Source organism: Nostoc sp. (genome assembly GCF_036917315.1).
GTDB lineage: Bacteria > Cyanobacteriota > Cyanobacteriia > Cyanobacteriales > Nostocaceae > Nostoc.
Genome location: NZ_JBALDR010000061.1, coordinates 91,336 through 106,988, shown reverse-complemented (window position 1 = coordinate 106,988; position 15,653 = coordinate 91,336). Strand labels below are relative to the sequence as shown.

Here is a 15,653-nt window from a genome sequence, read left to right as displayed (position 1 = left end):
ACTATTCTGAAACTTGAGGCTGGATTAGCTTTAGCCTAACCTAATCAGCTCGCTTACAGGCTAGTTGCAAAATTTTCCTCCATTTCCTAAACTCTTTTTTTCTACGTACCAGCATTTGATAAGTTAGTACATAATCTGAAACAATAACAGTTAATACAAAGAGGGGATTACGTTGAGTCAAAATCCAGATGCCATAGCCCCCCACGGCGGACAGTTGGTTAACCGTATCGCCACACCAGAACAAAGAGCAGAGTTTCTCTCAAAAGCTGACTTTTTGCCGCGAGTGCAACTTGACGATCGCGCCGTTTCCGATCTAGAAATGATTGCGATCGGTGCTTTTAGTCCGCTGACGGGTTTTATGAACCAAGAAGACTACGATCGCACTGTGACAGAAATGCGATTAGCTAACGGTCTTGTGTGGTCAATCCCGATTACACTATCGGTAAGCGAAGAAGTAGCTTCCCCGTTACAAGAAGGCAGCTTAATCCGTCTGGATAACTCCAGAGGCGAATTTATCGGAGTTTTGCAACTCACGCAAAAGTATAACTACGACAAAACCCGCGAAGCAATCAAAGTCTACCGCACTGATGATGTCAAACATCCCGGCGTGCAGGTACTCTATAACCAAGGTACTGTACATCTGGCGGGTGATATTTGGTTGTTGCAACGCGAACCTCATCCCCAGTTTCCCACTTACCAAATCGATCCAGCTGCCTCACGGCAACTATTTCAAGACAAGGGTTGGAAAACCATCGTCGGCTTTCAAACTCGCAATCCCATCCATCGCGCTCATGAATATATTCAAAAGTGCGCTTTAGAAATCGTTGATGGTTTATTTTTGCATCCATTAGTCGGGGCGACAAAAGAAGATGATATCGCCGCTGACGTGCGGATGCGCTGTTATGAAATTTTGCTGGAACATTACTATCCTTTAGACAGAGTAAGTTTGGCAATCAATCCCGCCGCAATGCGTTATGCTGGGCCTCGTGAGGCTATATTCCATGCTTTAGTCCGCAAAAACTACGGCTGTACTCACTTTATCGTCGGACGAGATCATGCTGGTGTCGGTGACTATTACGGCACTTACGACGCTCAATATATCTTTGATGAATTTGAACCAAGTGAATTAGGCATTGTGCCGATGAAATTTGAACACGCTTTTTACTGCACGCGCACTAAGCAAATGGCAACATCTAAAACCAGTCCCAGCAGGCCAGAAGAACGCATTCACCTATCAGGGACAAAAGTTAGAGAAATGCTGCGGCGCGGTGAATTACCTCCACCAGAATTTTCTCGTCCAGAGGTAGCAGCAGAGTTGGCGCGGGCAATGCGAATAGAAGTACCAGCTTAGGACATGGGGCAAAACAGTTCCGAGTTAGGAGAAGAGTTAGGAGTTACGAATTCTCCCCCTGCTCCCCTGCCCCTCTGCCCCTCTGCCCCTCCACTCTCCACGTTTTTGTAACTTTACAATACAGAGTTCAGCCCTGTAAGCTGCTAACTGAATAGCTGAGGGCTGATAGCTAATTATGAAACGTCGCACGTTTTTAGAGAGAATTGGCTCAATACTCGCGGTATTGGGGATAACTGAAGCTGAGTGGTTGTCTTTGGGAAATCGCTATTACCAGGCTTTGGCACAACCCAGTCCGCGTAAATTGGCATTACTAATAGGTATTAACCAATACCCAAAAATTCCAGACCTCAGTGGTTGTCTGACGGATGTGGAACTACAAAGAGAGCTTTTGATTCATCGCTTTGGTTTCCAAGGGTCAGATATCCTAACTTTAACTGAGGAACAAGCTAGTAGGGAATTCATTGAGGCGACTTTTTTGGATCATCTGGGTAAGCAAGCTAAACCCGATGATGTGGTCGTCTTTCACTTTAGCGGTTATGGTAGTCGTGTCAAATTGGAGACATCACCAGAGACAATGCAAAATGCTCTGGTGCCAGCTAATGCTAGTTCCAAATCACAAGATGAAAAAATAGTCAACTATATATTAGAAGAAACTCTACTGCTATTATTGCGATCGCTCCCTACAAATCGAGTCACAGCAGTATTAGATACTAGCTATTATGCGCCAACCCCAGTATTAGGATTAAAAGTTCGTGCCCTTCCAGAATCAGTAGAGGCAAAGCTAGCAGCAGAAGAACTCGACTTTCTCCAACAACTTAAAACTCAAAAGTTACCCAGCACGCCGATTGTCTTAGCAGCTACCTCAAATCCCAAGCAGCCTGCCAGGGAAGAACTCTTTTCTGGTTTTAGTGCCGGGTTATTTACTTACGCCTTGACGCAGTATTTGTGGGAATTCACTCCAACTACCAGAATTCAAGTCGCTCTCTCCTATGTAGAAAATTCTCTATCCAAATTGGGTAGCAGACAACAACCAGGGAATCTGGAAAACCTCTCTCCTAAGAGGAGAGAGGCTTTGAATTCTCCCCCTTCCCTTGTAGGGAAGGGGGCTGGGGGGTTAGGTTTGCCAGACAATATCATTGGTGCAGAAGGCGCGGTGACAGCCATTGAAGAAGACGGCAAAACAGTCCAGCTGTGGTTAGCAGGATTACCGCCACAAGTGCTGCTATACTACGGAGTTAATTCTCGATTTACCTTAGCAACAACAACAGACGAATTAGTATTGCGATCGCGGACTGGGTTAACAGCAAAAGCGCAAATTACCCAAATAGAAGGTGCAAATTCCCTACAAGTCGGGCAACTTGTCCAAGAAGCAGTCCGGGTTTTAGCCCGAAATATTAATTTAATAATTGCTTTGGATACTGGATTGGAAAGAATTGAACGGGTAGATGCTACAAGTGCCTTTGCTGCATTTCCCCATGTCTCCACCGTAGTTGCAGGGGAAAAACCAGCTGATTATTTATTTGCCAAACTACAGCAAACACCTAGTCGCTATGGTTTATTTTCTCTTGGTGGCGAACTAATTTCTAATGCCACGGGGGAAGCAGGAGAAGCTGTAAAATTAACAGTGCAAAAGTTAGCGCCAAAATTATCAACCTTGTTAGCAGCCAAGTTATGGCGGCTGACAGAAAATCAAGGTTCTTCCCGCTTGGCTCTCAAGGCAACCTTAGAAATAATTAATAACATATCGCCTCGCGTCATCATGCAGCGCGAAACAGTACGAACTTTCAAAACAGAAACTTCGATTCAAAAATCACTCCCTACTCCGATTGTCCCTATCGGTAGTCGAATGCAGTATCGGGTAGAAAACCAGAGCGATCGCCCAGTATATTTAATCTTGCTAGGATTAAATAATAATCATACAGCGATCGCCTTCTATTCTTGGGAAACTCCCCAAGAACCAAACACCGCAGACACCAAGCCTCTGCTTAAAGAAGTCGTCATCGCTCCAGGTGAAACCCTCACCCTACCCCAAACGAATACTGCTTCCGAATGGGTGATTTCAGGGCCAGCTTCTGAGTGCGAACACCAACTGATTTTTAGTACTACCCCCTTTAACGGAACTCTCGCCGCCTTGAACACTGCCAAGTATTCCACAGCCGAACAAGGGCCAATTGGCCCATTATTGAATTCCTTAGACGTTGTACAAGCCTTGCTACAAGACTTACATAACGCTAGTACCCTCAAAACGGAGATGAACGTCACAACAGCCGATTCACATCGCTTGGATGTGAATAATTGGGCAAGTCTTAGCTTTAGTTTTCAAGTGTTGTAAGTAAGTGGGTGTGAATAATTAAAGATTTCTAGTTAGTGCCTCTACTAAAGCCTGATTTTGCTCATCTGTCCCAACAGTGATGCGTAATTTATCATCTAGTCCAGGCTGCTTGAAGTAGCGGATTAAAATTCCCTGTTCCTTGAGTTTTTGATAGAGATATTCTGCGTTTCCTTCTCTTGGCTGTGCCAGCAAAAAGTTAGCTTCGGAATCCCAGATATGAAAACCTAATTGTTTCAAGTCTGTTGCTAACTTAGTCCGTGATGCTTTAATCTTGGCTACACAAGCATTTTTATAAGCTTGATCGGTGATAGCAGCTGTACCAATTGCACAAGCGATCGCATCAATGTTATAGCTATCTTTAACCTTAAACAATCCCTGCAAAAGTTTAGGATTCGCCACCCCAAAGCCCAATCGTAATCCTGCCAACGAGTACCCCTTAGATAGTGTCCGAAGCACAATGACGTTTTCGTATTCCTTAACCAAAGCCAATGCATTCTCTTCGGTAAAATCTATATATGCCTCATCAATCGCTAAAACTCCAGATAACTGGCTGGCTAATTTTCGCAAATCATTTGTTGCCACCACATGCCCCGATGGACTATTGGGCGACGCAATAAATGTTACCGCCCCATTGGCAGCAACTAATTCGTCCTTTGGTAAACTGTAGTCTTTGCTGTAGGGAATCTCAATAATTTCCGCCGCTTGCATTTCTGTTAATGTGCGATATAGCACGTAAGTAGGCATCGGATAAACTACCTTTTTTCCAGGTTCAGCACAGGCTCGAATCACCACACTTAACAATTCATCACTGCCATTTCCGACAATTATCCAATCACTAGGAACTCCTAAAACTTTACTTGCAGCTTGCCGAAACTCCCCCCCGAAAGGTTCTGGATACCGCCGCAACCACTCACCATCAATATTTCGTAGCACAGCTAATGCCGCAGGAGAAGGAGGATAGGGGTTCTCATTGCTGTTAAGTTTAATAATTTGTGTACCGCGTTGAGGCTGCTCGCCGGGAATGTAGCTAGCCATTGCATCAACATTAGAGCGAAAGTAGTTGGTCATAGGGCATGGTAAATTGGGTGGGATGTCTACGGTGGTAACAGAGCGCCCGCTTTGCTATAAATAACCTCTAAACCAATCTGTTAAAAACATTTACATCGACTTCTTTATGACTAATAGCATTAATTTCACAATAATTCCCTTACCTAATGCTATCAAATCAAAACTTGGACTTTCAGATGAGGTAAATTTAGCCTCGTCCAGTTCAGGAATTTATTTAGATTTTGACCATGATTTGCAGTTAAATTTAGATAAAGTTTTTAACATCCATAGTACAGTTCCACACATGAATGTGGCGCTTTATAGAATCATTTTTGAAATATTTTGCAAGCCTGAAATTAGAATATCTGCACCACAATATAAAATTTATGAACTTCATCAAGAAGTTGAACTCAGCTTTAAAGGATTACTAAACAACCAAGATATTGAATTATTTTTTGGCAAACAAACTACATTAAAATATAAATTAAATGAAGATTTTATTTTTAGTAACCTAGCGAGTCAGCTTCCTATTATCAACGATTTAAAATTAAGCAATCCAGAGCTAATTATCACTGATGTTGAACATTCTGTTATACATTCAAAATTAGGTTGCATTAACTTAAGCAGAGGATTCAACTTTATTGGAAACATTGATTTCAATAATCTCCAGACAAATTTCAGCAGTTTTATTCATCAAAGCTTAGGAATTGGATGTTTAGGAGCCATAATTAACTTTAATCCGGCAGGACAGGTTAGTTTAACAGGTAATATTGCAGGTGATATTCAGTTATTTTCCCAGCAACAATTTAAAGCTACTTTTAATAACTTGCTCATAGGGTTAAATATTGGGGCTGATTTAGAGCCAAACTTTGGATTAACTGGAAATTTGATTCTTCAAGGCTACGATCCCACCCAAGAAAAAGAACCTAAACTATTTCTCTCTGGTAGTCTCTCTCTCGAACCCGAATCTTTAACAGCATACTTTTGTCAGCAAGGTGAAAAATCTTGGTTGAATCCCTATGGATTGGTAGGAACTGAACTTCGCAATATCAGGTTTCAAGGAGGCGGAACGTATTTACCTCCTTACTTCGATAACTTTGGCTTCATTGGTGATTTGAAATGGGAAAAAACAGACCTTGAGGTAGCTTTTCTGATGGACACTAACGATCCTGAAAGATTAGCTTTAATTTTAAATCCCAAGCAAGCGGTTAGCTTAATAGATTTGTGGCGGGGGCCAGTCGCTTCCTTTCTTAGCAAACAAGTAGGTTATTCAACCGATTTAGTTAAGAAAGCACTAGGGCTTTTAGAAGGCTTAGTAAACTTAAACATCGAATCAATTGATGGGGATGGAGACGGAAAAATTAATGCTTTAATTAAGTATGTTCCTTTTCCGACAATAATTGCGGCTCAAGCGATATCAGAAGGTTTAGAAATTAATGGTAAACTTAATGCTTGGGGGCATGAGGCAATCTTAATCCTTCAAGGAGATAAAACTTTTAATAATATTTCTGGTTCATTAAAAGTTCTGGAAATTGATTTAGGATTTCTGAAAATTAAGGGAACGGATGATGATAGTTTAGATTTATCTTTAAAGGTAACGCCTAGTGAGCAGTATCTTCAGGGAGATGGTTATCTAGAAATTCTGGACAACGAAATTGCGAATGTTGAATTTAAAATTACCCCTACCAATACTACCTTTAAAAACTTTGACCTGAGTTTAGGCAATCTGTTGAGTATTGATGTTGATGCCCTGAGTATCGATATAAAATCTGGTAGTGGTAGTGGTTTAGGAACAATTTCAGTTTTTGGGAATACCCTAGCAGGCATTATGTTTGATGTTACTCAAAATAGTGTCAATCTGAGGGAGGTTCGACTGAGTTTAGCAGGTTTCTTGACTTTGACTATTCCGAACCTGACAGTTAATTTGAAGAATCAAAGCGCAACAGGAACAGCAAATATTATTGCTTTTAATCAATCTTTAGGTAGCGGCACTTTATCATTTAACACTCAGAACGTTTCAATTAATGAAGTAGCTCTTAATTTAGGCAATGTTCTAAAGCTCAATGTTCCGAGTTTTAAACTTGATTTAATTAATAAAAAGGTTTTTGGTTTAGGCGATGTTACTCTCCTAGGCAAACAATTCACCGCGTTAGGTATCAGCCTGAACGAGAGCGGGTTTCAAGCTACAAGTAATTTCAATTTTGGCATTTTAGCTTTCAACGGCGCTACAGTCACTCTGACCAAAGGAACTAATGGTAATATCAATAATTCTGCCAGTATTGCCGGAAGCCTCAAGTTTTTAGGCTACACCTTTGCCAATATGACAGCTAGCATTAATAGCAACAAATTAATTGCATCGGGTAGTTTTAATTTTGGTGGTATTTTAATACTTAAAGGAGCAAATAATCGAAGGAATGCGACAATAACGCTTAACAGAGCAAAAAACGAACTGGACAATTGGGTTAGTATTATGGGTAGCTTTTATCTCTTGGGTCAACAGTTAACATCACTCACTATCCACCATAATAATAGTACTTTAAAAATTTTAGGGATGCAGATTATCAGAAAGCCCAACCATTCAAAAGGAATACATAAATAAGGTAAAAACGAGTTAAATTCAAGTTATAGTTAGTCTTAGTGGCACTAAACTAGGTTAGCACAATAAATTTTGCAAGCTCTAAGATTTTTTAAGCTCTCTATGCATTATTCATATTAATATTTGTAAGTTAATTTTAATAAATCTACTACCAAAATACAAAATTATAATAACTTATACAGATTTAATATAATATTTTACATATATTTTTTAAGTTAATATTACAAGCATGAAAAAAGTATTAATTTATTTTTATACCAGCAATTCTCTCATTTTTGTTACTTATTAAAAATTTTGATTTATCAATTTCAATAACTTCATAATTCTCTGTTATAAATATAGAATAGATGCTAGCTATCATATCTGCTAAATCGACTTTAGATAATATCAGTAATTGCAAATTAAAAAATGATTTAGGAACAGTTTTAACAATTAAACATAATCTTCTATCATTTACGTGCCATACACCAGTAAATTTATTACCCGTGATAAATTCGCTGGGTTTAGATAAAAGAAACGTTTGAATTCTAGTTTGCTCATAAGTCATATTATCTTTAAATTCAATAGAAATTTTTTCCCAATTTGTATTAAAACGCCATTTTCCAAAAAGTAAAATTTCTATTTCTGTATCAGATAGATTCATATTATTCATTGGCTTTCTCCCTGATTATGAAATAATGTGCAATTTACTTATGGTAAAGTTTCATGACAAGTTTTGACACGAGTAAAAAATAAATGCATCTGCCATACTAGCCAAGATCCAACTCGCCAAGCTGCCATTGACAGGGGGGTTGTAGATGAATGTGAAGGCATGTTTAATATATTTTGGTCATAATGTAACCATTTAACTGGTAAATGTCCCATAGGTGTCGTTGGGGATAATTTAAAAGTTAGTTGGTCGTAATTTAACCAGTTTCCCTCTTTTCGCCAACCCAGGCGATCGCCAAGTCTTTTTTCTGTTTCATAATCTATTTGACCGCCTATTTCGTTCCAAATACTTTGCTGAACACTAAAGCCAAAGTAACCATGACTGTATTGTTGCCAAAGTCGATCGATTTTATGAAAAGCTTGACATGAAAAGTTAAGAATATCATGTTTATAAACTTCATTCCAATCATTTTTGCCCATGACTTGTAGCATTAATTGAGCTGTTTCAATATCAGCTTCTTGCCACTTGTACTGTGTAAGAAGGTTTTGCAATTTACTGTAATCAATATTCCAATTATTTTTAAATTCTGTAAGAAGCTCCATATCATTATTAGGTTGTTCCAGCAATTCTGTTTTCTCGATAAAAAGTTGAGGATAAGGATAAACAATATCTATTTCTTCTATTCCTAGCACTTTCTTTTGAGCAACCAATTGAGTAGACATATAATTAGATATGAGGTAAATTGCTTGATTTAAAGTTATCTCATCTTTACTTATATCAAAGTCATGAACCTGTAAATCTAATAATTTTGACTGAAAAAAAGCATCTTGCAGTCTATCTTTTTTCTCATAACTTGCCACTAATAAATTCAGGATGTCATGAGACATAGTAGTATCTTGTATCGTTAATAAATTAACTTGAGAATCTAGCGTACTACTTGCTAAATTTTGAATTTCTCCTACAATTGCGTAAAAATCTGCATCTACTTTTACTACATCATCTATTAAAGATTGAAAGGGACTAAAGTAATCTTGTAGAGACTTTTCTAGATTAATTGCTGTTTCAGCTATTTTTGCGATTTCTTGACGAATTTTTGTAGCTTTGACTTGGTATTCATAAATTTCTTGATACACCTCTATATCTTTAAGTATTTTCTGAATAGCTTGCTTTTGATTTTTAGTATCTTCCGCTAAATTTTTAATTCCTTCACTTAGTAGTTGTACTTTTTCTAAAATTAAAAAGTTAGTATTACTTAATAGCAAAATAGATTTTAAATTTTCTTCTTTTTCCAATTTTAACTTGTAAATTATTTGAGGATTTTTATGATTTTTTATCTCTAGCTTATTTCTTTGTTCATTTACTTTTCTAATTTCATCATATTTTTGGTTAAATAGATTTTTCCAGTCATCTATAAATTTTAATAAAAAATTTTGATAACTATTTTTATAATTTTCTAATGAATCAAGAAGTTGAATATAATCTGTAACTAATAATTTAACCTCTACTAAAGTTTCTCCTTGACTAATTTCTTTTTTCCATTTGATTATTCCCCAAAAATAAGAATGATATTTGGTACCTTCTCTAATTAAGTTTTGGCATTTTCTAATTTTTCTTTGAACTTTTTTTAGTTTGGGATTTTTTAAAGTTGGAAATTTATAAGGTTTTTCATAAATTGTAATAGATTTATAAGTAACTAATTGTTTTGGCTTTCTAATTAGCATCACTTATTTTGAAATATACAAATAGTTGCTACACTCTTACCCACTTCAATACCTCCGGGTTTTTGTTATAGCGGTAGGTTACATCATCCTTAGTAGTCACAGACTTTTCTTGACTAGCCTTGCTTCTAATAGTACTAAGAGAATAGTCTGTTAATGTCTGAAGCTCTTTATGAGAAAGTCCTATAATTGTGGCGCTTGCTGCTGATTCTGGTTTCATTTTAAGTTCATTTTTCGGGTAAATATCTATCGTAATTTGCTCCTTTTCAACTGGTTTAACAGCAATTCCTTTTTGCAATTGATAATCTGGCATAGAAACAAGTTGCCAATTAGAACCTTGTGAAAGCTCTAACACCCATTGATGATAATTAAATAAGCTTTCTCGATGACCAACGCTGATAAAAGTTGTTTTCGTTGATTGTAACTGTTGATATAAATTACCTTCGTTATTTAAGTCTAAAGCACTCGTTGCTTCATCTAAGATAGTGAAACTAGGATGTGTAATTAATAGCCGTGCAAAAGCGAGGCGTTGTTGTTCTCCTAACGACAATATATTTTCCCAAGGAACTTCCGTATCAAAGGCATTTACGCGGGTAAGTAAGTGTTGCAGGTTAACTTGTTGCAAAATATGTTCGAGTTCTTTGTCGCTCATTTTCCTATCTGTGTGAGGATAGAGCAACTGTTGGCGCAAAGTCCCTAAAATGATATAAGGGCGTTGGGGTAAGAATAATACTTCTTTTAGGGGAGGACGCACTAGACGACCAGTTCCTGCATTCCATAAACCAGCGATCGCTCTCAACAAAGAACTTTTACCTCTACCACTAGGGCCAACAATCAATAACCCTTCTCCTGGCCCAACAGCTAGTGACAAATTTTCAACAATCACCTGTTCATAATTTGGCGTTTGTAAAGTGACATTCTCAAAAGCTAAACGTTCTTCTTCTAGAATTTGAATAGTATTGACGTTCTCTGGTTGTTTGCTAGCAGCCTGTAGCGCATCTGAAAACTCTGCTAAACGCTTTACATAACCAGAAAATCGCCCTGAAATCCCAAACTCAGATATTAGTTCTCCTAAAGCATTAGAAAACATAAAGCAAGCAAAACTAGCTTGGTTTATTTGTCCATAATCAATTTGATCTTGAAGAAATAAAGGTGTAAGAATAAACATCGAGAATACGCTAATAGCAGACTGATATGCTCTGCCAAAAGCGTCTTGTCCCCTCTCCAAATTCAGTCGGCGTTCAGCAGTTTTTAAAACATTATTAAATCGGCGCTGAATTATATTTAATTCTTCATCTTCTCCCTGAAAAAAAGCGATTGATTCAGCGTGATTACGAACATGAGTTAAGCAATAGGCAAAATCTGCTTTAAATGCAAGTTCTTCTTGGTTAACTTTATTTATTCCTTGATTCAAGTAAACAGCTATTAAATTACCTATAATTGTATAAATAACTAAATAAATTGCAATTTCTGAAGAAACTATCCAGAGAATAATCAAAGAGCTTCCCATTTCTAAAGATTTTTCTAGTAAAGAAGATGAGAATCTCAAGCCAATGCTAGTAATAGGTTCTATTTCTTGGGATAAGCGTTGATCTGGATTATCTATATCAGATTTAAAATTGATTTTATAATAAGCTTGATTGCTTAAATATTTTTCTAGAACATGAAGATTTAGCCATTTGTACCAGTCAAGAATTATTTTTTTTTTGATATATCTCAAAAGAGTCACTAACAAGACCATCCCGACAATAATGAGACTGGACAGCCATAAAGTACTATTATATTGATCAAGGTCTCTCTGTTCAATAACGATATCAATTACATAGCGATTCCAGTAACTATTTGCAGCATTTGCTCCGACAATTACGACTATTAATAATACTAAGAGAATGAGCATTCCCCATGAGCGAATCACATCTGAAAATGCTCTTCCTTCTGCTTTGGTTGGATACCAATAAGGCCCGGCAACTACTTTTACATCCTGCCAAAATTGAATCAAGGTTGAAAAAGGATTTATTGTATTTTGCTCACGCACAGATGGAGTTTGCATATTCTAAAAATGTAGCCGTTACTAATTACACTAGAAATTTTGAAATGACCTTTGAGAATTAAGTTAGACTCAAAGGCCATTTTTCCTTTTAGATAGCGAACAAGTTGGCAGAGCTGCAAGGGCGCACTGGCTCCTTTTGACTTCCGCCTTGTAAGTACTAAGTCAATGGTTCGTCATCAACAATTTCGACTGTTCTGGGAAAAGGGCCTTGATCAGGCTCAGTAACGACTACTGGACTAATATGATGTTTCAGTTTGAGTTTTAACTCATCTGAAATGGGCAATTCTTGAATTTCTTTGAGAAGAAATCTGACAGATTCAGTTTTGCTACGTTCTGTATAGACGAGCTTGAGAATATTTTCAATTCCAAATCCCGCTATATATTCCCCTAAAACGGCTACCAGCCCAAGCAAGCCTAAACCTCCTAAGAGGCCTAAAGGTCCGCCCAGCGTTGAAAGCATAGCGACAACGGCAGCGACATTACCCCCTGATGCACCCGTTGCGATCACGAAAAGTATGCCAGGAAGACCTAAACCAGAAATTTTTTTGACGAGTTCATCCATTGTACTTACCTACAATCCTTATAAAGTGAAAACATGACTAAGAGAGTCATTACTAATTCCTTTTGTGAAGAAATTAAAAATCTTACATCTTGTACCAGCTAACTAATGCAAGATGTAAGGAATCTGATTTATCCTAACAAAAGACTACATAGTTCATCGATTTGTTGACTTTTTTGAGATATTAATCGATGGCCTATAGCTTGTAACTGACGAGTATTTTGGAGTTTGGTATTATCTATTTCTTCTAGTTCACTATCTAACAATGTTTGAAAGCGATAATAAAAACTTTTAGCTTCTTTATCAGTAGGTTCAAACAACTGTTCTAATTCTCCAGCTACCACTTCACTACTACCATCAAACATAATATTTAAAAGCGGTCTTCCCCATTGTAAAAGTCCCCATTTTTTGACTTCTTTATAAGGGTAAACACTCGTCAGCGAACCTGTACCTAAAGAAACTACTAAAATATCTTCTGTATTGAGGACTTTTTGTGCTTTTCGTTTACTACTGATTTGTGCTTCTAAAATAGCTAAATGGGCTGGATTATTAGCAAATACTCCACCATCGATTAAAGTATAGGGGATGCCGCTATTGTGAGGGTTTACAAGCCGATGAGGAGCAAAATAAGTCGGAGTGGCACTAGTTGCCAATGCTGCATCTAAAAGCGAAAAACCCCCACATAACTTCTGAAAACTCTTATATTCTATTTGCTGTTTTTCTATTTTATTTGTAAAAAATATCGGAATTCGCTGCTCGATATCGTAACTCGTTACAAAAACTTCTTTGAGATTATTTTCTATAAGGGCATTACCAAAATATTGCCTGAAAATTTCTTCTTTGCTTTCGGAAGGATATTTTGGCTGGAGAAATATATCCTCTAATGGGCCAAGTAGTCTTTCAAACAACGGCTCATAAAATATTTCTACCCCATACTCAAGAAAGAACTGTAGGAGATCCTCGGCAGTGTATTCAGCTACTGGCAAGTTATCAGATACATCAGAACTTAATCGTGGTTTAGTTAGTCCAAGTGCTAAAATTCCGCCACTGGAAGTGCCAGTAATTAAATCAAACAAACTGAATATAGGCTTTTGTGTCCGCCGTTCAATTTCTGATAGGAGTAATGCAGGAATAATGCCCCGAATACCGCCTCCATCAATGGAAAGTATTTTATATTTGGGACGGGTTTTTGTATTCATGGTTTCTGGCGATTCCTCCTGAGTTAATATTTGTGCTTGTTGGATATTGACGGGATCTTCAGTTTGGTCTGTTTTGGTTTCCTCGTCATGTGGTTCGAGAGCGATCGCGGTTGGAATAATCTCGGATTCTTCGCTGTTTACTTCTGTCTGTTGAATTTCCTTTGGTTGGTTTTCGTCGTCGCTTACTAACGATACCGTTGTTGCTAATAAACTTGTAGTTAGTGGTGAGATATTTTCTTCAGGAATAACTGCTGTCTCAGTTTGGATCTCTTCAAGTTGAATATCTTCTTGATTGGATAATTCTGCTGCAAATGGAACTGGATTTGATGATTGTGTTGCGAATGGAATTTCTGCTAAAGTCCAAATAGGATTACCACGAAAATTTCCTTGATAAGACTTTACAGTTTGGTTTTTGACAGTTGTACCTTGCCCTTCGTCTAATTTCCAGTAAGCCACTAATCCTGATTCATCTCCGAGTATTAGCCCACAACGATGAGTCTGGATTTGTGCTTGAGTACAGGGATAATTCCAAACGCTAATGTTTGCTAATTGTCCTTTGAAATAAACCTGTTTGTGTAAGGTTGCACCCAGAGTTACAGAACTTGTGGCTTTGTTTAAAGATGAACCTCTAAGAGAATCGTTGTATTCGCGCTCGTCAAGATATATAGTTAGTTGACCACTATTAAAAACAATAGCAAAAAAATGCCATTGTTCTATAGTTAGTTCTCCTTGCCCGAAGGTTTTGATACCTTTGCTAACAGTTTCATCAATGTAGACATCTAGGTTTCCTGTTTCACTGATGCCGAATTCAAAATTATCGCTGAATCTCTCTGAAGAACGGGCAAAAAATACATTGCGCGTCCCGTAACTAGTGGCTTTATTTGTTAATTCATGTGGATTTACCCATCCTGAAACCGTAAAAGCTGAACTCCCTTGAGCGAAAACGCCGCCAATATCGTTTCTGCCAAAATCTATATAATCCTTTTCCCCATCAAATGTTAAAACTGTTTGTGTATTTACTAGGTTTATCACAAGAATCTAATCTCCAAATATCAATAATTTCGTAATTTTAAATAAAGAATTTAATATAAATAAACTTAATAGTTAAATCTCATTAACACCTTTCAAAATACAAGACAATAAAATATACAAGGCTCAATTTCCTAATTTTTATTAGTCAGTAATACCTCTGCGATCGCCTGCGAAATGGGGTAGTGTGGTGGATATATCTCCAGCCAAAAAAATTCCCCGACTGGGTTAACTTCGAGGAATACATGACGACCATCAGGGGTGACAATAATATCAATTGCTCCATAGTTTAAGCCAAAATAAGCCATCAGTTTGAGCAGTTTTTTCTCAATATCTTCTGGCAAATCGTAGGGTTGCCAATTGTTAACTAAGGCTCTCCCCTCTTTGCGCCAGTCATAAGTAGCTCCTGACAAGCTTTGGGAATCTACTGCGGCAGTAAATACGCGGTGTCCGACAATAGTTGTCCGCAACTCCAGCGCCTTGGGCACATTTTCTTGAAACGTCATCGGACAAAAACGCAGTCCTTCCATATTCTCCAGATCGTCATCTGTAACTGGAGTAGTAAACACAACGTTTTCTCGCCCCCGATCGTCGTAAATAGCAAAGGAAGAAAGCATCTTGGTAACTATACCTTGGCTACACTCTTGAGCAAATTGCTTGACTGCTTCTGGATTGTTTGAAGTCAGAGTACGTGGAGTTACAAGACCAACTTCTCGTGCAACTTGCAATTGTAGTTGCTTATTATTAGCTCGATCCACATTGGACATTCGATCGAAGTGGAATCCCTGAAGGCTGGCAATCATCCCCCTGACTGTGGCGCGACATTCGTTAATTGACGCATCTCTGTATTGCTTGTCCATTGAGTCGGGGATTTTTTGTCCGTAGCGCATCCGCCGATACCAAACTGAGGAGACTTCACTCAAATCTAGCTTCTGTTCGCCATCAGTAATAATTACTCGTTCAGTAACGCCAGAGTAAATATCTAGCTTGACTTCGGTGGGATATCTGTCTGTGTCAAACCGAAATGCTTTTTCTCCTCTAGCCTCAATTTTTTTGATGACTAGAGGAATGCTTTCGTTGTCTTTACTAAACGTGACTATTAATACGGTCATAAAAGTATGAG

The 15,653-nt window shown here is 37.9% G+C and carries 10 protein-coding genes; 3 read left to right on the top strand and 7 right to left on the bottom strand.

Annotation, left to right across the window (positions count from 1 at the left end; genetic code table 11):
- Positions 1–172: 172 nt before the first annotated feature.
- Positions 173–1,351 carry a sulfate adenylyltransferase gene (sat, locus tag V7K84_RS28710; RefSeq protein ID WP_334843219.1) on the top strand — a complete coding sequence of 393 codons (1,179 nt, stop codon included), beginning with the start codon at positions 173–175 and terminating at the stop codon, positions 1,349–1,351.
- A 175-nt stretch (positions 1,352–1,526) separates the two neighbouring features.
- Positions 1,527–3,683, top strand: coding sequence for a caspase family protein (locus tag V7K84_RS28705; protein ID WP_334843217.1), 2,157 nt, complete (start codon positions 1,527–1,529; stop codon positions 3,681–3,683).
- 18 nt (positions 3,684–3,701) lie between these two features.
- Here the strand turns inward: V7K84_RS28705 and hisC are convergent, their stop codons facing one another.
- Positions 3,702–4,751, bottom strand: coding sequence for a histidinol-phosphate transaminase (gene hisC / locus V7K84_RS28700; protein WP_334843215.1), 1,050 nt, complete (start codon positions 4,749–4,751; stop codon positions 3,702–3,704).
- A gap of 106 nt (positions 4,752–4,857) precedes the next feature.
- Here hisC and V7K84_RS28695 point away from each other — a divergent pair, with 106 nt between their 5' ends.
- Positions 4,858–7,329 carry a hypothetical protein gene (locus V7K84_RS28695; RefSeq protein ID WP_334843213.1) on the top strand — a complete coding sequence of 824 codons (2,472 nt, stop codon included), beginning with the start codon at positions 4,858–4,860 and terminating at the stop codon, positions 7,327–7,329.
- A 238-nt stretch (positions 7,330–7,567) separates the two neighbouring features.
- Here the strand turns inward: V7K84_RS28695 and V7K84_RS28690 are convergent, their stop codons facing one another.
- The 6 genes from V7K84_RS28690 to V7K84_RS28665 form a co-directional block, all read right to left on the bottom strand.
- The gene (locus tag V7K84_RS28690) at positions 7,568–7,978 is read right to left on the bottom strand and encodes a hypothetical protein (RefSeq protein WP_334843212.1); all 411 of its coding nucleotides are present in this window, start codon (positions 7,976–7,978) and stop codon (positions 7,568–7,570) included.
- A gap of 38 nt (positions 7,979–8,016) precedes the next feature.
- Positions 8,017–9,696 carry a GUN4 domain-containing protein gene (locus V7K84_RS28685; RefSeq protein ID WP_334843211.1) on the bottom strand — a complete coding sequence of 560 codons (1,680 nt, stop codon included), beginning with the start codon at positions 9,694–9,696 and terminating at the stop codon, positions 8,017–8,019.
- A gap of 28 nt (positions 9,697–9,724) precedes the next feature.
- Positions 9,725–11,743 (bottom strand): ABC transporter ATP-binding protein/permease, encoded by a 2,019-nt coding sequence (locus V7K84_RS28680; protein WP_334843209.1) that lies wholly within the window; start codon positions 11,741–11,743, stop codon positions 9,725–9,727.
- A 157-nt stretch (positions 11,744–11,900) separates the two neighbouring features.
- Entirely contained in the window at positions 11,901–12,305 is a 405-nt protein-coding gene (locus tag V7K84_RS28675; RefSeq protein ID WP_322648170.1) for a hypothetical protein, read from the bottom strand.
- 128 nt (positions 12,306–12,433) lie between these two features.
- Positions 12,434–14,533 (bottom strand): patatin-like phospholipase family protein, encoded by a 2,100-nt coding sequence (locus V7K84_RS28670; protein WP_334843207.1) that lies wholly within the window; start codon positions 14,531–14,533, stop codon positions 12,434–12,436.
- A gap of 131 nt (positions 14,534–14,664) precedes the next feature.
- The gene (locus V7K84_RS28665; RefSeq protein WP_334843205.1) at positions 14,665–15,642 is read right to left on the bottom strand and encodes an MvdD family ATP-grasp ribosomal peptide maturase; all 978 of its coding nucleotides are present in this window, start codon (positions 15,640–15,642) and stop codon (positions 14,665–14,667) included.
- Between the last annotated feature and the right edge of the window lie 11 nt (positions 15,643–15,653).